We start from the raw sequence: 24,256 nt of genomic DNA, 5'->3' as shown, positions 1-24,256 counted from the left end.
TAAATATTATAAACTTTACAAGGAATAATAGTGAACATTATAAAGTTGATAAATTTTAAAAGAAATATAAGGGGGATAAATAGTGATTTCAATTGTAGATTATGGTATGGGGAATTTAAAAAGTGTAGAAAATGCCCTTAATTTTTTAGGTATAAAGTCTGTAATCACATCCAAGAAAGAAGTAATTTTAAATAGTGATGGGGTAATATTACCAGGAGTGGGAGCTTTTCCAGATGCAATCAATAATATTAGGGAAAATGGTATTGATAAAATTTTAAAAGAAGTAGTAAAAAAGGACAAGCCCCTATTGGGAATATGTCTTGGAATGCAGCTTTTATTTCAAGAAAGTAAAGAAATTAAGAATTGTGAAGGATTAGGATTTTTTAAAGGAAAAATAGAAAAAATTAAAGGGGATTTAAAAATACCTCACATGGGATGGAATAATCTAAGTTTTTATAAACAATCTCCAATACTTAAAAATATAAAAGAAAATAGTTTTGTGTATTATGTTCACTCTTATTACGCAAAAATTGAAGAGGAAGAAATACTAAATGCCTATTCTCAATATGGAATGGAGATACCTGGAATAGTCAGTAAAAAAAATATTTATGGAATACAGTTTCATCCTGAAAAAAGTGGGGATATAGGACTTAGAATATTAAGCAATTTTGGGGAGATGATAAAATGATAATTTTACCTGCCATAGATTTAAAAGACGGTAAATGTGTTAGATTATATCAAGGAGATTTTAAAGCTTCAAAGGTGGTATCTGGAGATCCTATAGATTTAGCCCTAAGATTTAAAGAAAATGGAGCCCAATGTATACATATAGTTGATTTAGATGGAGCTCTTACTGGAGAAATAAAAAATTTAACCATAATTTCTTCTATAATAAAGGCAGTCAATGTGCCTATAGAGTTTGGAGGAGGAATAAGAAGTTTAGATACAATAGATATGCTTATAGGTGCAGGAATTGAAAGGGTAATATTAGGTACAGCTGCATTAAATAATAAAGAGCTTATTGAAAAGGCTGTTAAAAAATATAATAGAAAAATTACCATAGGCATAGATGCTAAAAATGGAAAGGTAGCTGTGAATGGATGGCTAAATGTAAGTAGTACAAATTATATAGATTTAGCTAAGAAAATGGAAAATATAGGGGTTCAAAATATTATTTTTACGGATATCGGTAAAGATGGGACTTTAAATGGACCTAATTTAAATCAGCTTAAAAATTTAAATGATTGTGTAAATTGTAATATTATAGCTTCCGGAGGCGTTAAAGATATAGAGGATTTAAAGGCTATAAAAAAAATGAATATTTATGGAACTATTGTAGGTAAAGCTATATATTCAGGAAATATTGATTTAAAGGAAGCTATTAAAATTATAAATAAGAAGAGTTCTAAATGAGCAAATATTGGAGTCATATAACTAATAATATAGAACCCTATGTATGTGGAGAACAACCTATAAATAAAAAGATTATAAAGTTAAATACTAATGAAAATCCATATCCACCATCACCCAGGGTATTGGAAGCCATTAAAAATACTGTTAATGGTGACTTAAGATTGTATCCAGATCCCAATTGTGATGCATTAAGAAAAACTATAGCTAATTATTATAATCTACATAAAGATCAGGTTTTCATAGGGAATGGTTCTGATGAAGTTTTAGCTTTTTCCTTCTTAACTTTTTTCAATCCACAAGAGACTATAGTTTTTTCTGATATTGGTTATAGTTTTTATCCTGTTTATGCAAATTTATATAAATTAAATTATAGGTTATCAAAACTTAGAGAAGATTTTTCTATAGATATTGATGATTTTAAAAATACAGAGGGAGGAGCTATTATAACCAATCCTAATGCACCAACAGGATTGTATATTTCTTTACATTTAATAAAAGAAATTTTGGATAATAATGCAAATAAAGTAATAATAGTTGATGAAGCTTATATTGATTTTGGAGGAGAGTCTTCAGTGAAGCTACTAAATGATTATCCTAATCTTTTAGTAATACAGACATTATCTAAATCTCGATCTTTAGCTGGAATGAGAGTAGGATTTGCTTTAGGGCAAAAAGAGCTTATAGAGGGATTAAATATGATAAAAAATTCTTTTAATTCATATACAATAGATACAATTTCATCTTTAGCAGCTATAGAAGCAATAAAGGATGAAAGATATTTTAAGGAATGCACATCAAAAATAATAAAAACAAGAAATTGGATTATAAATGAATTGAGGAAAATAGGATTCAAAATCATACCATCTAAAGCTAATTTTATATTTATTACTCATGATAAACATGAAGCTAAAGACATTTTTATAAAGCTAAAGGATGAAAATGTATTTGTTAGATACTTCAATAAACATAGAACAAGCAATTATTTAAGGGTTAGTATAGGTTCTAAAGAAGAAATGGAAATTTTTATAGATAAAATAAAAAACATTATAAATAAAGTATAAGTATTATTTAAATAAAAAACATATATAAACTGTATATTAGAACGTATACTTTGGAATATATAGATGAAAATAATGGATTTTAAAATATAATAAATAAAAATGGAGTGAAAAGTATTAGTGAAGTTTAAGTATAAAATTATTGAGAAAGAATATATAGATTAATATGTTATGCTTAGTTAATTTAAAAAATAGAAGGGTTAAAGTATGCTTAGAAGGGGGATTATATGTGATTACAAAGAGGATAATACCCTGCTTAGATGTAAATATGGGTAGGGTTGTAAAAGGAGTTAATTTTATTAATCTAAAGGATGTAGGTAATCCTGTAGAAATAGCAGAGTTTTATAATAAAGAAGGGGCAGATGAAATAGTATTTTTAGATATAACAGCTACTCATGAAGGAAGAAATACAATGATAGATGTGGTTAGAAAAACAGCAGAGAAACTATTTATTCCTCTTACTGTAGGTGGAGGAATAAAAAATATAAATGATTTTAGAGATATATTGAGAGCTGGAGCAGATAAAATATCAGTTAATTCGGCAGCTATAAGGGACCCTAATCTTATAAAAAAGGCAACAGAGTGTTTTGGATCACAATGTGTTGTAGTTGCTGTAGATGGTAAAAAACGAAAAGATCAAGAGGGATGGAATGTATTTATAAATGGAGGAAGGATAGATACAGGAATTGATGCTGTAGAATGGGCAAAAAAGGTAGAAAAATTAGGAGCTGGTGAGTTACTACTAACAAGTATGGATGCAGATGGTACAAAAGAAGGTTACGATTTAGAGTTCACAAATGAAATTTCAAAGGCAGTAAATATTCCTGTAATTGCTTCAGGAGGATGTGGAAAATTGGAGCACTTCGGGGAAATTTTTAAAAAAAGTTCAGCAGATGCAGCATTAGCAGCTTCATTATTTCATTTTAAAGAATTGAGCATAAAGGAAGTTAAAGACTATTTAAAAAAAGAAGGCTTTAGTGTAAGACTTTAGTTTTTTTATATTTGAATTATTAAGATTTTATAGTTCAGTTCCACTATATATAAAGATTATAGATAATTACAAATAGATGTTGTAACTCTTATCTTCATATTTTTAAATAAAGGATGTTAGAGCAGATGTTTATAAATTTAAATGGAGGACAAAATGAATTTAGAGAAAATGTTAAAGGAAATAGATTTCCAAAAAGTTACAGGACTTATACCTACTATAGTTCAGGATTTTTACTCAGGGGAAGTTTTGATGCTAGCATACATGAACAAAGAGTCACTAGAAAAAACTATTAAGACTAATACTACCTGGTTTTGGAGTAGGTCTAGAGAAGAACTGTGGAATAAAGGAGCAACTTCAGGTAATTTACAACATGTCAAAAGTATTTATATGGATTGTGATAGAGATACTATACTAATTAAAGTACAGCAAGTTGGAGTGGCATGTCATACTGGTCATAAGAGCTGCTTTTATACAACATTAATATAAATTCATTATAAATAGAAAAGATACGTGTATAAATTTGTGTTATAAAATTGATAACAGAAAGGATGTGAGGATTTAGTGGGTTGGTGTGAATTATAAAACATCTAAGCACTAATAATAATTATGAATGAAAATAATGTGTTAAATAGCTTATTTGATATAGTAGAGGAAAGAAAAGAAAATCCTATAGAAGGGTCTTATACTGGATACTTATTTGAAAAGGGATTAGATAAAATACTAAAAAAAGTTGGAGAAGAAAGCTCAGAGGTGATTATAGCCGCTAAAAATGAGGATAAAGAAGAACTGATAAAAGAAATATGTGATTTAACCTATCATATAATGGTTTTGATGGCAGAAAAACAAATAAAATTAGATAGTATAGAAAAACAATTAGAAAAGAGAAGAGAAAAAATATGCAATAAAAAAATGATAGAAAAGAAATAGAAAAATTATAAAACATGATTTTAGGATTTGAATTTAAATATAATATAAACTGAATCGCTAAAAATTGATGAGAATTTTTAGTGATTTTAATTTGTAAAATAGTAAAATTCTTAATATTTAAATAAAATATTAAAAAAATAAAAAGTTTAATTATTCATAAATTATGAATAATTAAATGACTAATTAAAATTAAGTAAACGATATAAAAATGCATAAATAAAAAAATATAAATAATATATAACAAAAAAATACAAAATAAGGCATAAGCTTTACAAATGAATGTATAAATATACATTGAATATACTTTTGCAAGCATATGGGTGATGTGAATAATATACAGAACATTTTTAAAATAGCGTAAAAATCCATTGAAATCTAAGAAAATCATATAAAAAATGAAGAAAAATGTAAAAATGCAGTTAATTTTTCATATTTTTGGCTAGAAATATGAATTTGAAATAATTATGCATAAAACGTATAATGTATACAAATACAAGACAAATAACAACAAAAACAAGTTGTACATAAAGTACGCAAGAGGAGGAGACAAAATGAGTTCTTTTATTAACGTAACTTCCGAAATAGGAAAACTTAAAAAAGTTATGCTTCATAGACCGGGGGCAGAAATAGAAAATTTAGTTCCAGAATACCTTGAAAGGTTACTATTTGATGATATTCCTTTTTTAAAGGTTGCAAGACAAGAACATGATAGATTTGCTGAAATTTTAAGACAAAATGGTACTGAAGTTCTTTATTTAGAAGAACTGGCAGCAGAAACATTAGAAGATGATAAAATAAAGAAAGAATTCCTAGAAGAATTTTTAACAGCAAGTAAAATTACATCAATAGTGCTAAGAGAAGCATTAATAGAATATCTTCTTAAAATGCCAACTAGAGAAATGGTTGACACATTAATGGCTGGTGTTAGAAAAGAAGCTATTGAAATTAAAGAAGCTACATCATTAGTAGACTTAATGCAAGATCATTATCCATTCTATCTTGATCCTATGCCAAATCTTTATTTTACAAGAGACCCTGCCGCTTCAATTGGATCTGGTATGACAATTAATACTATGAGAACAGAAGCAAGAAGAAGAGAAACACTATTCTTAACATATATCCACAAATATCACAAAAATTTTGCAAATGGTGAAACTGAATTATGGTACAACAGAAATCTACCTTATGATATAGAAGGTGGAGATGAGCTTATTCTTTCAGATAAAGTTGTAGCTATAGGATGCAGTTCAAGAACATCAGCAGAAGCTATTGAAATAGTGGCTAAAAGCTTATTTGCTAAAAATGAAAGCTTTGAAAAGGTTCTTGTGTTTGATATACCAAACTGTAGAGCATTCATGCATCTTGATACAGTATTTACAATGGTTGATTATGATAAATTTACAATTCATCCACAAATCCAAGGACCACTCAGTGTGTATGAAGTTACTAAGGGACAAAATGGAACATTAAAATTTAAACACCATACAGATCCATTAGAAAAAATATTAGCTTCAGCTCTTGGACTTCCATCTGTTGAATTAATTCAATGCGGTGGTGGAGATTTTATAATAGCTGGAAGAGAACAATGGAATGATGGTTCAAATACACTTGCAATAGCTCCAGGAACTGTTGTAACTTATGAAAGAAACTATGTATCAAATGAACTTTTAACTAAGAAAGGTATTAGCGTTCTTACTATGCCAAGTGCTGAGCTTTCAAGGGGAAGAGGCGGCCCAAGATGCATGAGTATGCCTCTTTATAGAGAAAATTTAAAATAGTTCTTCTATAATAAATATATTAATAGTATGCAATTTTGTATGACAAGCTAGATGTATTAGGAAAAGGAGCCCCAAAATGGAAAAACAAAATAAGAAATTAGGTCTTGGACTTTTAATTACTCTTGGTATTGGCTCTATGATAGGTGGAGGTATTTTTAATAGTCCTACGGATTTAATAACAAAAGCTAATCCACAGGCAGCCTTAATTGCTTGGATTGTAGGTGGGATTGGAATTATATGTTTAGCCTTAGTATTTCAATTTCTTGCTAATAAGAAACCTGATTTAAAAGGTGGAATTTATTCATATGCACAGGATGGATTTGGAGAATTCACAGGATTTAATTCGGCCTGGGGATACTGGCTTTCTGCATGGCTTGGAAATATCGCTTTTATAGTTTTAATGTTTAAAACTATAAACAGCTTGTTAGGACCGGGACATGAATTAAGACCAATGACATCATTTATATTAGCATCTGTATTATTATGGTCTGTGCATTATATTCAGACTAAGGGAGCTAAGAATGCAGGAATAATAAATGCAGTTGTAACTGTAGGTAAATTACTGCCATTGGCATTGGTTATTATACTAGGCATATTTATTTTTAAGCCAGATTTATTTACAGTTACAAATTGGAATTCAGTACTTGCAAGTTCTGGAGAATCAACATCTATATTTAAACAAGTTAATAGTGCTATAGGAACTATTATTTGGTGCTTTATAGGTGTAGAAGCATCTGTAGTTCTTTCAGAAAAAGCAGAATCTCAAGCTATAGTAGGAAAGGCAACAGTAATAAGTCTTTTAATTACATTACTCATTTATGTTTCAATATCATTACTTGCTATGGGAATTATACCAGCTAAAGATCTTGCAGCATCAGGTACTCCTCTTGCAGATGTTTTATCAAAAACAGTTTTTGGAGGAGCCGGTGCAGTAATAGTTAAGTTAGGTCTTATAATATCATTATTTGGAGCTTTGATAAGTTGGGTAATGCTTGCAGCTGAAATACCATATGTAGCAGCTAAGGATGGAGTTATGCCAAAATGGTTTGCTAAAGAAAATTCAGCAGGAGTTCCAATAAATTCATTAATATTTACTAATATTATAAGCCAAGTATTTTTATGTGCATTACTTTCAGATAAATTGCAAACAGCTTATGGTTTAGTATTTTCAATAGCAACTACATGTATGTTAATACCATATACCTTATCATCATTTTATGCTGTAAAGATATGTACTAAGGAAAAGATAGGTGGAAAAAATAAGATAATAGCAATTTTATCTTCCATATATACTATATATGGTATATGTGCAGGAGGAATTAAATATTTTGCCCTTGCCTTTGTAATGTATTCTTTTGGATCAATAGTCTTTAATAAAGCTAAGAAAGAAAAGGAAGAAAAATATACATCACTAGAAAAGATTGGTACAACAATAGTTGTGGTAATAGGAATAACTATGATAGTTCTACTTGCAACAGGAAAAATATCATTATAGTTTTTGTATAAAGATATTAATTTTTCATATTGATTTAAGATAAAATAATTAAAGTTATTTATTAAACTAAACATGTAACAACCTATAACTTATATACCCCTTTAAGTAAATGTCATGAATTATTTCGTTGAAATTTGCTTAAAGGGGTATATTTTACAATAAGTAAGAAATAAAGTATATTATTTAAAATTTTTATTACATATAAATCACGTAATTTGACATAAGTATAAAGTGGCATAAACTACCTAAAAGTACGAATATATGAAAAATATCATGAAAACTAAAATATTTGTTAGCAATATTAGGTTTTTTGGTGCCATAAATTATTGCTCCTATGGAATAAGCAATACCACCAGCCACAAGCCAAAATAAACCACCGTAGGAAAGTGTTTTAGATAATGGAAATATTGCAATGATTATGAGCCATCCCATAATTAAATAGAACCCAGTGGATATCCATCTTGGAGCAGAAAACCAAAAATTTTTAACTAATATGCCGATTATGGCTAGAACCCAAATAATAGATAACATAGCTACTCCAAAACCACCTTTTAAAGCAAGTAAACAGATAGGAGTGTAGCTGCCAGCGATGAGAACATAAATCATTGAATGATCTATTCTTCTTAATATTTCAATGGATTTTTTTGAAGTTGTTACTAAATGATATATGGAGCTAGCGCTATATAATAATATCAAGCTTCCACCGAATATTGAAAAGACTATAATATGTAAAGAACTATTTTTAAACACAGAATAGTGTATTAGTACTATAAGCCCTATTATAGACATAATAACTCCAAACAAGTGTGTTAAACCACTTACTGGATCTCTAAATTTTTTAAACATAGGAGTCACCCTTTCATTATAATATTAATATGAGTATAAGTAGTAATGAAAACTACATCATATCTTATTACTATTTTAATACTAAACATGAAAATTTTCAAGGGTTTATTAAAATTTAAAAATAAGTTAATATTACTATTAGTTGATTTAGTATTGGCTTAATGTGCAAAACATGGGTCTATAAACTTAAATTAAATATCACAACAAGTTAATTTAATAAACACATAATTTTTATGTAAGAATTATATTAATGATTGCAATATAAAAATAATTATATAAATTTATGATATGGGTTTTAAAAACTATATATTATAGTAGAATATGTAGATTTGTGGTAGTTAATACTATATAATTGTAATGAGGTGATTTTATGGAATATAATGAAGACAATCTAAATATAATACTTTCAAATATTACAGAATTTAACGATATTAAGCTTTCCGATATTCCGGATATAGATTTATATATGGATCAAGTAACTACATTATTTGATATGAAATTAAAGTCATTAAAAAGAGAAGAAAATGATAAGATTATGACTAAAACTATGGTAAATAATTATGCTAAAGGAGAATTTTTTCCAACTGTGAAAGGGAAAAAATATAATAAAGAGCAAATAATTTTATTAGAAATAATTTATAATTTAAAACAGAGCTTATCTCTTTCAGATATTGAAACTGTACTTACACCAACTATGGAAAGTGTACATAACAAAGAAAATGGATTTCTTGAATTAGAAGATCTATATGATACTTTTTTAAATATTAAGAAAATTCAGTTAGAAAGATTTGGTGAACAATTTAAGGATTTAAAAGATATAATAAACAAGCAATTTAAAGAAGAAAAACAGCAGGATGTAAGATTAAAAGAGTTGATTTTATTAATACTTACTTTAATTAGTAGAGCTAATATAGAAAAAAGAATGGTAGAAAAATTAATAGATAATTTTTTGAAAGATAATAATTCATTGTCTTTAAAAGATAAAAAATAAAGGGACTAATATAACGTCTCTTTATTTTTCATTAAAAATAGAAAAGAGAGGAAATAAGTATGATAAAAAAATTCTCATAATAGAAGATGAAAATGCTATAGCAGATTTAATGAGTTATTCATTAAAGAAGGAAGGATATATAGTACAAGCAATAGATAATGGAGAAGAGGGCATAAAAATTACGGAAAGTTTTAAACCTAATCTTATAATATTGAATTTAATTAAGGTAGTATAAAACATTATTATTATTGAATAATTACAAATCTAAGTACTCACATATTAAGATATCTACAATTAATTAAAAATTATATAGTATAAAAATAATTTTTATTTTTATAAATAGTTAAATTATATTTAAGTAAAAGTATAATCAAAAGAAAAAACAAGAATTAGGTAAGTATTAAAAGATTATAAAATTTAATCCACTTAAATAATTATGAAAATACCATTACTTTATTGAAAAAAGTAATTAATTAAATAATTTTCTCAGTAAACGTTATCAAATAGATTGTAGGGCCATTGTAAATTTTGTAGAATGATAAAAAAATAACATTGAATAAATGGTTAAATTGTAATATATTTGATACAAACAATTTAAATTGAAATTTATATTTAAATTGTAAATTTGTGGTTCGAATCATATTTATAAATTTATTATTAGATTAAAAATTGTAATAAAAAGTAGGAGGATTACATTATGGACGTATTAAATAATTTACAGCCTAAACTAGTATTTCATTTTTTTGAACAATTAACTAAAATTCCTCATGGATCAAGAAATGAAAAGAAAATAAGTGATTTTTTAGTTAGTTTTGCAAAGGAAAGAAATTTATATGTGTATCAAGATAAAGCATTAAATGTAATAATTAAAAAGCCTGGTACAAAAGGTTATGAAAGTGCTCCAACTGTAATAATACAAGGACATATGGATATGGTTTGTGAAAAACTAAAAAATGTGGAACATGATTTTAAAAAGGATCCATTAAAATTGAGGATAGAAGATGATTATATTTATGCAACTGGAACAACATTAGGTGGGGATGATGGTATTGCTATAGCTTATGGATTAGCAATATTAGATTCAAAAGATATAGAACACCCTCCAATAGAATTTGTTGCTACAAGTAATGAAGAAGATGGTATGGATGGAGCATTTGCACTAGATACTAACAATTTAAAAGGAAAAATGCTTATAAATATAGATGGAGAAGAAGAAGGGGTATTCATAGTAAGTTGCGCAGGTGGGATTACAGGTACCACTAAAATAAAAATTGAATCAGAAAAATGTGCAAAAGAAGCCATTGAAATTAAGGTAACAGGTTTGAATGGTGGACATTCTGGAATGGAAGTAATTAAACAAAGAGGAAATGCAAATAAATTAATAGGTAGGATTCTATATACTTTAAGTAAAAACATTGATTTTAATATTGCACATATAGAAGGAGGTACAAAGCAAAATGCTATACCCAGAGAGTGCAGTGTTGTAATAACTTTAGATAAGAATAAAATAGAAGAAGTTAAACAAATTTTGAATAAAATTCAACAAGACTTAAAGATTGAATATAGGGTTCAAGACCCTTCATTGGAAATAAGTATTAAAGATTTAAATAAAGTGGACAAAGAACTAAGCAAAGAAAATACAAATGCAATAATTACTTTTTTAACATTAGTTCCAGATGGAGTTCAATCTATGAGCCAAGATATTAAGGGCCTTGTGGAGAGTAGTTTAAATGTTGCAATAATAAATACCAAGGAACATGAGATTGAAATCATATGTTCTATAAGAAGCTCAGTGTATAGTAGAAAGTTTGAAATATTAGATAGACTTGAAGCTTTATCTAAAGCGGTAGGAGTTACAATTAAAAAAGATTCAGAATATCCACAATGGGAGTATAATGAAAATTCCAACATAAGAGAAATATGTGTACAAGCTTATAAAAAATTATTTGATATAGATCCAACTATAACAGCTATTCATGCAGGTCTTGAATGTGGTTTGTTTAAAGAAACTATGAAAGATACAGATATGATTAGCTTTGGACCAGATATAATAGATGTTCATACAGCTAATGAACATTTAAAAATATCTTCAGTTGAAAAATATTGGAGACTTTTAAAAGAGATATTAAAAAATACCAAATAAATATTTTTTAATATAATCTATTTGGAAATTGATTTTTACAGTTAATTATAATATTAAATTTAATTACAATAAATTAATTTCCTTTAATTTAGAATTTTATAATGAATAGGATGGGTGCCAATATGGATACACAAAAATATAAATTATCAAAGGAAGCTTATGGTGGATGTAAAGGTGAACAATATGAGCCATTTATACCTATTACAGAGGCTATGCCGGAGACAACAGGGTATTCTATTATCTTAGGTATAATACTTGCTTGCTTATTTGCAGCAGCAAATACATACTTGGGACTAAAAGTTGGGCTAACAATTTCTGCAGGTATACCTGGAGCCATACTTGCTACAGGTATATTAAAGGGATTATTTAGAAGAAATAATATCTTGGAAGCCAATATGGTAGCATCACTTGCAGCAATGGGAGAATCCATTGCAGGAGGAATTATCTTTGCTTTGCCAGCATTAATTTTATGGAATTTTGATTTAAGTATTGCAACTATAATAATAGTTACAATAGTTGGTGGATTAATGGGAACATTCTTTATTACTCCACTTAGAAGATTCTTAATAGTAGAAGAACATGGGGAATTAATATATCCAGAAAGCATGGCGGCAGCTGAGGTTTTAGTTATAGGTAGCCAAGGTGGAGAAGGATTCAAAACTGTGGTAGCAGGTCTTGGTGTAGGAGGAACTTATAAATTTTTATCTGGAGGATTTAAACTTTGGAGTGAACAAGCTTCTTATGTATTTAAAGCTTATCAGGGAACTATGATAAGTGTAGATACATTGGCTTCTTTACTTGGAGTTGGATTTATAGTTGGTACAAGAGCATCTTTATTAATGTTCGGTGGTTCTGTTATTGCATGGTTTGGATTAATACCTTTGATTAAATATTTAGGTGCAGGGCTTGCAGCACCATTATTTCCATCTACAAAACTCATAGTTAATATGACAGCCCCAGAGATATGGTCTAGCTATATTAAATATATAGGTGCTGGGGCAGTTGCAATGGGAGGTTTTATTTCTCTTGGAAAATCAATGCCTACTATAATAAAAAGTTTTAAACAGGCAATGTCAGGAATAGGACATGGTGAGAAAAGTGATACTAGTAGAATGAATATTGAAGCACCAATAACTTGGGTTATAGCATCAGCAGTATTTGGTTTTGCGTTAACTTGGCTTATTCCAGCAATAAAGGGTGGATTTATAGGTGGATTATTATCAGTTTTATTTAGTTTTTTCTTTGCAGTAGTATCTGCTAGAATGGTTGGTATTATAGGAGCATCTAATAATCCAGTATCTGGTATGACTATAGCTACGTTACTTTTTGTAACAACAATATTAAAATTAACAGGTGTTGTAGGAAATGAAGGGTTGAGAAGATCTATACTTATAGGTGGGGTAGTCTGTGTTGCTATAGCTGTAGCAGGAGGAGTTGCTCAAAGTTTAAAAACAACATTTATAATAGGAGGTACACCTAAAAATGTTCAGATTGGAATGTTTGTAGCAATAGCATGTTCTTCAGCCTTTGCAGCAATTGTTGTTAAAATGCTACACGGTGCCTATGGAATAGGCAGTGCAGACGTTTCAGCTCCACAAGCTAGTTTAATGAAAATGTTGGTTGAAGGTATAATGTCAGCTAAACTTCCTTGGACATTAGTCTTAGTAGGTGCTGCAATAGCAATATTTTGTGAACTTGCAAGTATATCAATTTTGCCTGTAGCACTGGGTATATATTTACCTATTTCTTTGAATAGTGCAATATTAATGGGAGGAATACTAAGAGTTTTAGTTGAGAGAAAATTCAAAAATAATGAAGACAGAAAGTCAGAATCTGTTGAAAAGGGTGTGCTTTTGGCATCAGGACTTGTTGCAGGAGATGCGCTTATAGGAATAGTTATTGCTGTTTTTGCAACTTTAAATATAAATATAGCTTTTGGTGAAAGTGTGATTCCAGGTATTTCTAGTAGTAATATGGTATCCTTTATATTGTTCATTTTATTAGGATTTTGGATATACAAATTTGCTTGTAGTAAAACTAAAGGTTCTAAGGTATAAAAATTATGAATTTAAAATGTGATAAATATAATTTCTTGAAGCAGATACCATATAAAGTTAATAATAATTGGGCAGAAAAAGAAGGGCAAGTAATATTAACTTTTAAAGTTAATGATCCTGTTAAAAGATTTTTAGGTTGGTTTGTGAAAAGAGAACCAAAATGTGATGTTAAGTTTGATAAGATGTCTTCAGAGGTTTGGCTTTTAATAGATGGTGAAAAATCCATACTGGATATTGCAAAACTAATGGCAAATAATCATGAAGATAAGTTAGAAGATGCCATATATAGGCTCCTAACTTATATAAGATATGTATCCAAAAGAGGATGGGTATCTTTTAAAAATTAATATGGACATTTTTTATAGTAAAACACTTACTAATTAATTGGTAAGTGTTTTACTATGTTTAGAATCAAAAAATGAAAATTAATAATACTAAGTAGTAATTATATAAAACATATTGATTAAATCCTTAAAATAATACTAATTTAACTGATTATGCTAGTTAAATTCAGCTTACATAATTATATTTTTGCACATTAAACCAACGCTAAATTAACTGATAGTAATATTAGCTTATTTTAAATTTTGTAACATGCCTAATCTGACTTCTTGTCAGTAAGATTGGTTCAAAGTTTGACTTAGCAAAATATGATTAGAATTAATTTAACTGAGACAATAGATTAATTCATAAATGTATATAGATAAAAATATAGTATTAATTAACTTAAAAATAATTATGTAAATTAATTTAAAAGTAAACTACAATAAAAAATATTATAAAAACAATAATTAATACATAAAAATAAATAAGCTTAACTTATATAATTTTATTTAATATAAGGATAATATAATTGATTTTTAGTAATATAATTAACAAAACTTAAAATACATTAAATGTAATTAACTCAATTAGTACAATTATATTTTAGAGGTAAATTATTGTATAAAAAATTTTTGAAAGCACAAAATAGAATTGCTAGTTATTTATATACAAAGTAATAATAAAGTGGATAGAATATAAAAAATGCAAATAAAATAACTACTCTACATTTAAAGAATGAATTAGTTGTTTTATTTTTAGAAAGGAAGTGACAAAACACCATTGGCTTAATGGTATAGCATTGTAGAGGTATGCTATTATGTACACTAACTAGTATTGTAATATTAAGTTTAACTAGATGTGTATGAATAAAATTTGTAATAGATTTTATAAAGCTAAACATTATGAGTGAAAGTATATTAGAAAAAGCAGAAGGACGTGTAAGTTATCATGATTCAGTAGAGGAAATGCTAAAGCGAATAAGAGAAGATGGAATGTCTAATGTATTTGACAGGTGGATAGAGCAAGAAAAGATTCGTTGTAAGTTTTGTCTTCAAGGTTTAAGTTGTCAATTATGTTCTCAAGGACCTTGTAGAATAAATGAAAAAGGGCCACAAAAAAAAGGTGTATGTGGTATTGGACCAGATGCTATGGCTATGAGAAATTTCTTATTGAAAAATATAATGGGAGCAGGTACATATAGCCACCATGCTTACGAAGCATTTCGCACACTAAAAGCTACAGCAGAGGGAAAAACTCCTTTTACTATTAAAGATGTAAATAAGTTAAAATGGATGTGTGAAAAATTAGGTATAAACACAAGTGATGATATTAACAAGATGGCAATAAAGTTGGCAGATTTATTAGAACAACAACAAAAAATTGATGCAGAGGATAAAAATGTTATGGTGGAAGCATTTGCACCAAAAAAGAGAAAAGAACTATGGAAAAAATTAAATATTTATCCTGCTGGAACTGTTCATGAAGAACAAAATTGTGTAGCCAGTTGTTTAACAAATGTAGATGGTAATTATAAATCTTTAGCAGCAAAAGCTTTACGTCTAGGTATAGCTACTATATATAATTCACAGATTGGACTTGAAATGGTTCAAGACATTCTATTTGGAACACCTATGCCTCATGAAGTAAATGTAGATTTGGGAATTATGGATCCTAACTATGTAAATATAGTATTCAATGGACATCAACCTTGGGGAGGAGTAGCTACAATACAAAAGGCAAAAATGTTTGAAATTCAAGAGAAGGCTAAAGCAGCAGGAGCAAAGGGGCTTAGAGTAGTAGGATCTATAGAAACTGGTCAGGAATTGTTACAAAGATTTGAAGTAGATGATGTATTTGTGGGCCTAATGGGTAACTGGTTAGCAATAGAACCTCTTTTAGCAACAGGTACAGTGGATGTTATGGCTATGGAAGAAAATTGCTCACCACCAGCTATAGATCATTATGCAGAAAAATATAGAGCAACTCTAGTAAGTATAAGTACTATTATAGATATACCAGGATTACAACATAAGATTCCTTATGATCCTGAAAAAGTAGATGATATGGCTGACAAATTGATAGAATTAGCAATAGAAAATTTCAAAAAGCGTAAAGGAAAAGTTGAACCTAAAGTGCCTAAAATTACTCAAAAAGCTATTGCAGGATTTTCTACAGAGGCAGTTTTAGGTGCACTTGGAAATAAGCTTGATCCTTTAGTGGATGTAATTTCTGCAGGGAAAATTAAGGGTATAGTTGCATTGGCAAACTGCTCAACTTTAAGAAATGGACCACAGGATTGGAATACAGTTAATATTACAAACGAATTAATTAAGAAAGATATATTAGTTGTATCTGGAGGTTGCGGAAATCACGCTTTAGAAGTAGCAGGTCTTTGTACTTTAGATGCAGCTAATAAAATAGCGGGAGAAGGTTTAAAAGAAGTTTGTAATCTTTTAAAGATTCCACCAGTATTAAGTTTTGGAACTTGTACAGATACAGGAAGAATATCAATGCTTGTAACTGCTCTTGCAGATCATATGGATTTAGATGTATCTGATCTTCCAATAGCTGTTACTGCTCCAGAATGGATGGAACAAAAAGCAACTATTGATGGAATATTTGCAGTAGCATATGGTGCGTATACTCACTTGTCACCGGTGCCATTTATGACTGGTGCACCTGAACTTGTAAAATTACTAACAGAGGAAGTAGAAAATATAACTGGAGGAAAGGTTGCTCTGGGAGATGATCCAATAGAAGTAGCCAATAATATAGAAGCTCATATTGTAGGTAAAAGAAAAAAATTAGGATTAAGTTAAAAGATATTTATTAAGTTTTAAAATAGCTACAAATGTGATTTTGTAGCTATTTTTACTTTATAAAATTATTATTTCAAAAGAAAAAATTTAATGACAAAAATATATACATTTATTTTATATGAAATATACTTTTTTAAGTAATGATAAAAAATATTAACAAATAAGAAAATCATTGAATTTTAGTACTAAGTGTATCAAAATAGGAATTTTAGTATATATGTGTCGATATGATACAATAAAAATTGTATCATATCGACACATATATACTAAAGAATTGTAAATTTACATGTATTCAAAAGTTGGCATAATAGTTGCTTTAAATAATGTTAATTAATTAACAAATATTTTAAAAGTGAACTCTAGGAGGGTTAATATGAAAGCAGCATTATGGTATGAAAAAAAAGATGTAAGAGTTGAAGAAATTGAAGAACCAAAGATAATAAAGGGATCAGTAAAAATTAAGGTTAAATGGTGTGGAATATGTGGCTCTGATCTACATGAATATTTAGGTGGACCTATATTTATACCAGTAGGAGAACCACATCCATTAAGTGGAACAACAGCTCCAGTAGTATTAGGCCATGAATTTTCAGGGGAAATAGTAGAAGTAGGAGAAAGAGTTACAAAATTTAAAATTGGAGATAGAGTAATTGTTGAGCCTATAGTGGCTTGTGGTAAATGTCCAGCTTGCATGGAAGGAAAATATAATCTATGTTCATCATTAGGATTCCATGGTCTTTGTGGAAGTGGTGGTGGACTTGCAGAGTATACCGTATTTCCAGAAGAATTTGTTCATAAAATTCCAGATGAAATGTCTTATGAGGATGCAGCATTGGTAGAGCCAATGGCAGTAGGGCTTCATTCCGTAAGAATATCTAATTTTAATGCAGGAGATACAGCATTAGTTTTAGGAGCAGGACCAATAGGACTTGCAACAATAGAATGTTTAAAAGCAGCTGGAGCAAGACTTATAGTAGTTTTACAAAGAAAATCTATAAGACAAAAATATGCAAAAAGAGCAGGAGCAGATGTAGTTTTAGATCCTAATGAGGTTAATATACCAGAAGAAGTTAAAAAGCTTACAGGTGGATTAGGCATAGATAAAGCTTTTGAGACTACAGGAGCTAAGATAGGATTTGATACTGGAATTGAAAGTTTAAAATTTGAAGGTACAATGGTTATAACTAGTATATGGGAAAAAGATATAAACTTTAATCCAAATATATTGGTATTTACTGAAAAGAAAATTTTAGGTACTTTAGCATATAGACATGAATTCCCAGCTACTATGGCGTTAATGAAAGATGGAAGAATAAAAACAGATGGATATATTACAAAAAAGATAGCTTTAGATGATATAGTAGAAGAAGGTTTTGGTGCTTTAACTGGTTCAGAAAAGAAAAAACATGTGAAAATTCTTGTAACTCCAGATAAGTCACTTTTATAAAGATTAATTACACTTAATCTTTATAAATTTAAACATATAAAATAATTATAGAAAACTTCAACTAAATTTAGTTGAAGTTTTTTTATAATTGTATTTATTAAATTTTGTTTTATAGGAATTATTAAGTATAATATAGTATATATATGAATATTAAAATATTATTTACATATTATGTTTAATTAGAATATAATGAAATAAATATTATATTTAGTAAATAGCTGGACATTACTAAATATTAATATATTTTTTAGAGGTGAGTTTTTGGATAATTACTTAAAATTTATACATAATGCCTGGGAAGAATTTATTAAAACTGATTATATAGATAATAGAATAAGAAGTGAAATAGCTCACTCTTGGAAAAGATGTAAAAAATACGGTGTAGACCATATGAATGGAAGAGGAAATAATAGAAACAAAATTCCAGTGGAACTTAAAATACAAGAAAATCAGGAATTGATTTCAGTATCAAAACCTATAATGAAAGGAATATACAATATTGTAGAAGGATCAGATTTTGCTATAATATTGTCAGATAAACATGGATATATAATTGAAGTAATCGGTGATAGAGACATAATGAAAAGAGTAGATGAATTGAATTTTGTAAAAGGAGCACTTTGGACTGAAAAAGCAGTAGGAACTAATGCCATAGGTACAGCTCTTTATTTAGATAAACCTATACAAACTATTGGAGCAGAACATTTTTGCGTGAATCAACATTCATGGACTTGTTCCGCTTGTCCTATTCATGATAATTATGGAAATATAATAGGATGCTTAAATATGTCTGGAAACTATTATAATGCTCATTCACACACACTTGCTATTGTAACCGCATCTGCTAATGCTATAGAGAAGCAACTGGCTTTAACTATATCTTATAATCTTATAAAAGTAGCGTTCGATTCTATTTCTGAAGGTATAATTATTTTAGATGAAGATCTAAGTATAAAAAGATTAAATCGTAGAGTAGAAGAAATACTATCTATAAAAAGTGAATATGCCTTGGGTATGAGTATTAACAGTATATTAAAAAATGTTAATTTTGAAGAATTAATAAGAAAAGATAATAGAAGTTATAATAATGAAGAAGGGGATTTTTATATAAAAGGAAATAGGATTAAATGCATTTTAAATGCAGTAAAAATAAAAGTTAGTGGCAAAGTTACAGGTATAGTTATAACTTTTAGAGAAGATAAACTAGTTCATAAATTAGTAAATAAAGTAGTTGGGTATAAGGCGTCTTATAATTTTGATGATATCATAACAGAAAACTATAAGATGATGGAGATTATTAAATTAGCTAAAAGAGCAGCTAGAAGTCAATGCAATATACTTATTGAGGGTGAAAGTGGTACAGGAAAAGAAGTAATAGCTCAATCAATACATAACTATAGTGAGAGAAGAGAAGGACCTTTTTTGGCTGTAAATTGTGCATCCATACCTAGAGAATTAGTGGAAAGCGAACTTTTTGGATATGAAAAAGGAGCTTTTACTGGAGCATTAAAAGAAGGTCATCCTGGAAAATTTGAATTAGCAGATGGTGGTACAATATTTTTAGATGAGCTTGGAGAACTACCTTTGGATATACAATCAAAATTATTAAGAGTATTAGATAATAATAAGATAATAAGAGTAGGTGGCACTTATGAAAAACAATTAAATGTTAGAGTTATAGGAGCCACTAATAGAAATATAAAAGAAGAAATGGACAAGAAAAATTTTAGAGAGGACCTTTTTTATAGATTAGGTGTGATAAATATAAAAATGCTACCATTAAGATATAGAAAAGAGGATATAGAACCTTTAGTTAAGCATTTTATAAAAAATCTTAATTTGAAGAATAATTATTCTAATAAAGAAGTAAAAAGGTCTTATATAGATAAATTAAAAAATTATAATTGGCCAGGTAATATAAGAGAGCTTAGAAATGCAGTAGAGCGTGATTATTATTTAAGTGATAAAGATATAGTTTTTACTGACTATTATACTGAAGACGATTTGATTATAAAATACGACAATGTAAATATAAATAATAAGTATGAAGATATAAGTATTATGCCTATGGAAAAACTAGAAAAAGAAAATATAAAAAAGGCTATAGATCAATGCGATAAAAATCTCACCAAAGCTGCAAAACTCTTAAATATTGGTAGATCTACATTATATAGAAAAATAAAAAAATACAATATAAAACAAAATCCAGTATCTTAATTATGCTGGATTTTATTTTAGTGTGCCCAGCATGGGCAACAACTTGACGGTGAAAGTCCGTTGTGGGCTTAGTAGTGGGAACCACTAGCTAATGACAAGGGTGTCCATTGTGAGATGGAATCTGAAGGAAGTCAGAGGCAAAGTCTCGGTCTGAGGGATACGAACTACATACAAGGCTTACTAAGGACGGACGAGTTTGCTAAACAAAACAAAGTCCAACACTACTCAAATTCTTAGGAGTAAATGTAACAGATATATGAGATGAAGGTTGTTGTTCTTACCTGGGGAGGTCTGATAGATATATCATCAGATGATGTAATTCATAAATGATAACCTATATAGTGATATATAGCTGAACTATCAGAAATCAGCAGAGGTCATAGTACCACGTAAATACGCGGTAGCGTAGGAAGGACTGAACTTTGGTAGGTTTTAAAACTTGAAAGTTTCGAAGAATACTCAACAATTGCAGAAAACTAAATATTTAGGCTCTAAGGCTAAAAGTAAGGTGGAACCTAAGGATAAGCACGGAGTGCATAGAGTAATCACGGCAACTACAAGAGGAGAAACCGATGGGCTTGAATATGGTTCCTTAGAAAGAATATTGTCAAGAGAAAATATGCAACTAGCCTATAAAAAGGTTGTTGCCAACAAAGGCAAATCAGGTATTGATAGAATGACAGTTTATGAACTTAAACAATTTCTAATTGATAACTGGATTACCATAAAAGAAAATATTCTTAAAGGAAAGTATAAGCCACAGGCTGTAAGAAGGATTGAAATACCAAAACCAAATGGAGGAGTTAGATTATTAGGAATTCCAACAGTATTGGATAGATTAATTCAACAAGCTATTGCTCAAGAATTAAACATTATTTATGATGAAGATTTTTCAATTTCAAGTTATGGATTTAGACCTAAGAAAAGTGCCCATGATGCAATTAAACAAGCAGAAAAATATATTAATGAAGGAAATATATGGATAGTAGACATTGATTTAGAAAAATTCTTTGATAAAGTTAACCATGATATTTTAATATTCAAATTATCTAAGAAAATTAAAGATAAAAGAGTACTAAAATTAATAAGAGCTTATTTAGCATCTGGAGTTATGATAAATGGTGTAATTGATAGAACAAAACAAGGTACACCACAAGGTGGTCCACTGAGTCCTATATTATCTAATATAATTCTTGATGACCTTGATAAAGAACTAGAAAGAAGAGGTCATAAATTTTGCAGATATGCTGATGATTGTAATATCTATGTCAAAAGCCAAAGGGCAGGAAATAGAGTCATGGAAAGTATAAGTTTATTTATTGAAAATAAACTTAAATTAAAAGTAAATAAAGACAAAAGTGAAGTGGATAGACCATGGAGAAGAAAATTTTTAGGATTTTCATTCTATTGGGCTAGGTATACTTCTAAACTAAGAGTATCTACTGAAGCTGTTAATAGATACAAAGATAAAGTTAGAAAAATAACCAGTAGGTCAAAACCATTTACGATAGAAGAAAGAATAATAAAACTTAATCTTTTGAATAGGGGATGGATAAACTATTTTGCAATATCAAACTGTAAAGGAATAATCAAAAATTTTGAAATATGGATTAAGCAAAGAATAAGAATGTGTATATGGGAACAATGGAAAAAGGTTAAAACAAGATATAAAAATCTTAAAAAGCTGGTATATACACATACTCAAGCAATAAAATATGCCAATACCCGAAAAGGATACTGGCGTACAGCTAATAGTCCTATTTTACAAACTACTCTAAATAATGAATTTTTTAAAACCGTAGGTTTAGACAGCCTGTGGGCAAAATACATGAAGTCAGATAATTCTTAAAGAACCGCTGTGTACCAGACCGGTACGCACGGTGGTGTGAGAGGTCGGGAAAATTTAATTAATTTTCCCTCCTACTCGATTATTAATGGATAAAAAGAATATTCATATACATAGATGAATACATGTAGACAAATAATAAATATAAGATTAATTTAAGATAAATAGAATAATAATCATGATATAATGTAAAATATTTTATAATAAAGATTAGAGGAGAATATTATGACAAAGAAGAAAAGAAACAAGATAATTATTTCTATATGTATTATTGTTATTGTAATTATACTTATGGGTATAAAAATAGCCCCCCAGTATATTATATCAGAATTAAAGGAAGGTCAAATAGAAAATCAAGTTCAGATGCAATATGATAAAACAAAATATACTAATACAAGACAAAAATTAAATATTGATCAATTTAAAAAAGTTATTGAGAACATGAGTGAAGAAAGATATAAACAAATATTGAAATTGGTTAATAATGCAACAATAGAAGATATTCATAAATTATATAATGAAAAGAAATTTACTTGTGAAGAGTTAGTAACATTTTATTTGAAGAGAATAGCACAGTATGATGTTAATAAGCTTAATTCTATTATAGAACTTAATTCAGATGCAATTGTATTAGCAAGACAATTTGATAGAGGATTAAATAAAGGAAAATTACAAGGTATACCAGTAATGTTAAAAGGGAACATAGGAACTAATGATAGAATGAATACAACTGCTGGAGCGGTTGCCATTTCAAATTTAGTAGTAAAACAAGATGCATTTATTGCCACAAAGCTTAGAAAAGAAGGAGCAATAATTTTAGGTAAAACTAATCTTAGTGAATGGGCTTACTATATGTCCTCTAATGCTCCTAGTGGATATTCTGCTTTAGGTGGGCAAACTCATAATGCATATGGAAAATTTGATGTAGGTGGTTCTAGTTCTGGAGCAGCTGTAGCTATTTCTGCTAATTTGGCCACAGTATCTATTGGAACAGAAACAGCTGGATCTATAATTTATCCTTCAAGTCAAAACTCAGTTGTAGGTATAAAACCAAGTCTAGGACTTGTTAGCAGAAATGGAATTATTCCATTAACTACAGCACAGGATACTGCTGGAATAATTACAAAAAATGTAGAAGATGCAATGCTAGTCTTAAAAGTTATTACTAGTTATGATAAGGAAGATCCTGTAACAGCGGAGTCAAGAAAGATTAATATATCTCCTACTAATTATGCTAAGAATGATTCCATTAAAGGGATAAAAATTGCGGTAGTTAAATCTTCCCTTAGGAAGGAAGAAAATGAAATATTAAAAAAAGTAGAAAAAGAATTATCTAATATGGGAGTTAAAGTTACTCATACGTCTTTCTACAAGGATGTAAGGAAAAAGATGAATACAGAAACGGCTCTAAGTTGTGGCTTTAAAATTGATGTGAATAAATATCTTAATAAAAACAATATTAAAGGAATTAGAAATTTACAGGATATTGTGAATTTTAATAAGAAGGATCTGAAAAATCGTGCACCTTATGGTCAAAATTTGTTAGAAGAAGCTTTAAATAATAAGACTACTACTAAACAATGGGAAAAAATCGTCAAAGACAATAGAGAAGTAGCTGGAAATGCAATAGATTCAGTTTTAAAAGATTCTGATGTTATTTTATCTATAAGTAATGATATTTCTGATATATATGCTGCAGCAGGTTATCCTGCAATTACCATACCAGTTGGTTATAAGAGTACAGGGGAGCCTATAGGAATTACACTTATTGCATCTAAGTTTCAAGAAGATAAATTATTTTGGATAGCTAATTACTATGAAAATAATACACATCATAGAAAGGATCCAGTATTAAAATAAATATGAAAATTCCGTAACTTATGTTACGGAATTTAACTGTTAAT

General features: G+C 28.6%; 18 protein-coding genes and 1 pseudogene. 18 read left to right on the top strand and 1 reads right to left on the bottom strand.

The window, feature by feature from the left end; translation table 11 throughout:
• Positions 1-82 precede the first annotated feature (82 nt).
• From hisH to NGI68_RS00945, 8 genes and pseudogenes are all read left to right on the top strand, one after another.
• Positions 83-688 carry an imidazole glycerol phosphate synthase subunit HisH gene (gene hisH, locus NGI68_RS00980; RefSeq protein ID WP_251859613.1) on the top strand — a complete coding sequence of 202 codons (606 nt, stop codon included), beginning with the start codon at positions 83-85 and terminating at the stop codon, positions 686-688.
• Positions 685-1,413 (top strand): 1-(5-phosphoribosyl)-5-[(5-phosphoribosylamino)methylideneamino]imidazole-4-carboxamide isomerase, encoded by a 729-nt coding sequence (gene hisA / locus NGI68_RS00975; RefSeq protein WP_251859612.1) that lies wholly within the window; start codon positions 685-687, stop codon positions 1,411-1,413. The genes hisH and hisA overlap by 4 nt, the downstream gene beginning before the upstream one ends.
• Positions 1,410-2,474, top strand: a complete 1,065-nt coding sequence (hisC, locus tag NGI68_RS00970) for a histidinol-phosphate transaminase (protein WP_251859611.1) — start codon at positions 1,410-1,412, stop codon at positions 2,472-2,474. Before hisA ends, hisC begins: the two co-directional genes overlap by 4 nt.
• 226 nt (positions 2,475-2,700) lie before the next feature.
• The gene (hisF, locus tag NGI68_RS00965) at positions 2,701-3,462 is read left to right on the top strand and encodes an imidazole glycerol phosphate synthase subunit HisF (RefSeq protein WP_251859610.1); all 762 of its coding nucleotides are present in this window, start codon (positions 2,701-2,703) and stop codon (positions 3,460-3,462) included.
• Between the two features lie 153 nt (positions 3,463-3,615).
• On the top strand, positions 3,616-3,948 hold the full coding sequence (gene hisI / locus NGI68_RS00960; RefSeq protein ID WP_251859609.1) for a phosphoribosyl-AMP cyclohydrolase: 333 nt from the start codon (positions 3,616-3,618) through the stop codon (positions 3,946-3,948).
• 120 nt (positions 3,949-4,068) lie between these two features.
• Positions 4,069-4,400: pseudogene (gene hisE / locus NGI68_RS00955) on the top strand (phosphoribosyl-ATP diphosphatase).
• A 540-nt stretch (positions 4,401-4,940) separates the two neighbouring features.
• Positions 4,941-6,167, top strand: coding sequence for an arginine deiminase (arcA, locus tag NGI68_RS00950; RefSeq protein WP_251859607.1), 1,227 nt, complete (start codon positions 4,941-4,943; stop codon positions 6,165-6,167).
• 76 nt (positions 6,168-6,243) lie between these two features.
• Entirely contained in the window at positions 6,244-7,662 is a 1,419-nt protein-coding gene (locus tag NGI68_RS00945; RefSeq protein ID WP_251859606.1) for a basic amino acid/polyamine antiporter, read from the top strand.
• Positions 7,663-7,857: 195 nt separating this feature from the next.
• Here NGI68_RS00945 and trhA read toward each other — a convergent pair whose 3' ends face one another.
• Positions 7,858-8,508 carry a PAQR family membrane homeostasis protein TrhA gene (trhA, locus tag NGI68_RS00940; RefSeq protein WP_251859605.1) on the bottom strand — a complete coding sequence of 217 codons (651 nt, stop codon included), beginning with the start codon at positions 8,506-8,508 and terminating at the stop codon, positions 7,858-7,860.
• Between the two features lie 370 nt (positions 8,509-8,878).
• Here trhA and NGI68_RS00935 point away from each other — a divergent pair, with 370 nt between their 5' ends.
• The 10 genes from NGI68_RS00935 (at position 8,879) to NGI68_RS00890 (ending at position 24,212) form a co-directional block, all read left to right on the top strand.
• Positions 8,879-9,499, top strand: coding sequence for a DUF1836 domain-containing protein (locus NGI68_RS00935; RefSeq protein WP_251859604.1), 621 nt, complete (start codon positions 8,879-8,881; stop codon positions 9,497-9,499).
• A complete protein-coding gene (locus NGI68_RS17015; protein ID WP_353505344.1) occupies positions 9,489-9,734 on the top strand; it encodes a response regulator in 246 nt (81 codons plus the stop codon). Before NGI68_RS00935 ends, NGI68_RS17015 begins: the two co-directional genes overlap by 11 nt.
• A gap of 462 nt (positions 9,735-10,196) precedes the next feature.
• Entirely contained in the window at positions 10,197-11,642 is a 1,446-nt protein-coding gene (locus tag NGI68_RS00925; protein ID WP_251859602.1) for an aminoacyl-histidine dipeptidase, read from the top strand.
• 122 nt (positions 11,643-11,764) lie between these two features.
• Positions 11,765-13,699, top strand: a complete 1,935-nt coding sequence (locus NGI68_RS00920; protein ID WP_251859601.1) for an OPT family oligopeptide transporter — start codon at positions 11,765-11,767, stop codon at positions 13,697-13,699.
• A gap of 5 nt (positions 13,700-13,704) precedes the next feature.
• Positions 13,705-14,046, top strand: a complete 342-nt coding sequence (locus tag NGI68_RS00915; protein ID WP_251859600.1) for a PqqD family peptide modification chaperone — start codon at positions 13,705-13,707, stop codon at positions 14,044-14,046.
• 879 nt (positions 14,047-14,925) lie between these two features.
• Entirely contained in the window at positions 14,926-16,842 is a 1,917-nt protein-coding gene (gene cooS / locus NGI68_RS00910) for an anaerobic carbon-monoxide dehydrogenase catalytic subunit (RefSeq protein WP_251859599.1), read from the top strand.
• Between the two features lie 373 nt (positions 16,843-17,215).
• Positions 17,216-18,289, top strand: a complete 1,074-nt coding sequence (locus NGI68_RS00905; RefSeq protein WP_251859598.1) for a 2,3-butanediol dehydrogenase — start codon at positions 17,216-17,218, stop codon at positions 18,287-18,289.
• Between the two features lie 261 nt (positions 18,290-18,550).
• Positions 18,551-20,506 (top strand): sigma-54-dependent Fis family transcriptional regulator, encoded by a 1,956-nt coding sequence (locus NGI68_RS00900; protein ID WP_251859597.1) that lies wholly within the window; start codon positions 18,551-18,553, stop codon positions 20,504-20,506.
• Positions 20,507-20,945: 439 nt separating this feature from the next.
• Complete coding sequence (gene ltrA / locus NGI68_RS00895; RefSeq protein ID WP_251859596.1) at positions 20,946-22,355, top strand: group II intron reverse transcriptase/maturase; 1,410 nt, start codon at positions 20,946-20,948, stop codon at positions 22,353-22,355.
• 222 nt (positions 22,356-22,577) lie between these two features.
• Positions 22,578-24,212, top strand: a complete 1,635-nt coding sequence (locus NGI68_RS00890; protein ID WP_251859595.1) for an amidase family protein — start codon at positions 22,578-22,580, stop codon at positions 24,210-24,212.
• Positions 24,213-24,256: the final 44 nt, after the last annotated feature.

Source organism: Clostridium sp. Marseille-Q2269 (genome assembly GCF_943736985.1).
GTDB lineage: Bacteria > Bacillota > Clostridia > Clostridiales > Clostridiaceae > Clostridium_F.
This window is presented reverse-complemented; position numbering and strand designations above follow the sequence as displayed.

Bases quoted from the DNA above. Each gene is read 5' to 3' on its own strand.
- hisA (WP_251859612.1), top strand. From the start codon at position 685: ATGATAATTTTACCTGCCATAGATTTAAAAGACGGTAAATGTGTTAGA.
- hisC (WP_251859611.1), top strand. From the start codon at position 1,410: ATGAGCAAATATTGGAGTCATATAACTAATAATATAGAACCCTATGTA.
- hisI (WP_251859609.1), top strand. From the start codon at position 3,616: ATGAATTTAGAGAAAATGTTAAAGGAAATAGATTTCCAAAAAGTTACA.
- arcA (WP_251859607.1), top strand. From the start codon at position 4,941: ATGAGTTCTTTTATTAACGTAACTTCCGAAATAGGAAAACTTAAAAAA.
- NGI68_RS00945 (WP_251859606.1), top strand. From the start codon at position 6,244: ATGGAAAAACAAAATAAGAAATTAGGTCTTGGACTTTTAATTACTCTT.
- trhA (WP_251859605.1), bottom strand. From the start codon at position 8,508: ATGTTTAAAAAATTTAGAGATCCAGTAAGTGGTTTAACACACTTGTTT.
- NGI68_RS00935 (WP_251859604.1), top strand. From the start codon at position 8,879: ATGGAATATAATGAAGACAATCTAAATATAATACTTTCAAATATTACA.
- NGI68_RS00925 (WP_251859602.1), top strand. From the start codon at position 10,197: ATGGACGTATTAAATAATTTACAGCCTAAACTAGTATTTCATTTTTTT.
- NGI68_RS00920 (WP_251859601.1), top strand. From the start codon at position 11,765: ATGGATACACAAAAATATAAATTATCAAAGGAAGCTTATGGTGGATGT.
- NGI68_RS00915 (WP_251859600.1), top strand. From the start codon at position 13,705: ATGAATTTAAAATGTGATAAATATAATTTCTTGAAGCAGATACCATAT.
- cooS (WP_251859599.1), top strand. From the start codon at position 14,926: ATGAGTGAAAGTATATTAGAAAAAGCAGAAGGACGTGTAAGTTATCAT.
- NGI68_RS00905 (WP_251859598.1), top strand. From the start codon at position 17,216: ATGAAAGCAGCATTATGGTATGAAAAAAAAGATGTAAGAGTTGAAGAA.
- NGI68_RS00890 (WP_251859595.1), top strand. From the start codon at position 22,578: ATGACAAAGAAGAAAAGAAACAAGATAATTATTTCTATATGTATTATT.